The 243-nt window shown below is 77.0% G+C and carries 1 protein-coding gene; it reads right to left on the bottom strand.

The genetic code is table 11. From position 1 onward, the window contains the following. Positions 1 to 243: hypothetical protein (locus tag JL475_RS39550; RefSeq protein ID WP_202282999.1), on the bottom strand; the 243-nt coding region annotated here is incomplete at both ends.

Genomic DNA, 243 nt, shown 5'->3' with positions numbered 1-243 from the left:
GCCAGCAGCGCCTGCGCCTCGATCGGATCACCCAGCGTGGTGCCGGTGCCGTGCCCCTCCACCAGGTCCACCTCGGCGGCCGACAGGCCCGCGCCGGCCAGCGCCTGGCGGATCACCCGCTGCTGCGACAGGCCGTTGGGCGCGGTCAGGCCGTTGGACGCGCCGTCGTGGTTGACCGCCGAGCCCGCCACCACCGCCAGCACCCGGTGCCCGTTGCGGCGGGCGTCCGACAGCCGCTCCACC

Origin of the sequence: Streptomyces sp. M2CJ-2, from assembly GCF_016757295.1 — a bacterium.
Lineage (GTDB): Bacteria > Actinomycetota > Actinomycetes > Streptomycetales > Streptomycetaceae > Streptomyces.
The sequence above is the reverse complement of the archived record's forward strand: the minus strand, read 5'-3'. Positions and strand labels throughout refer to the sequence as shown.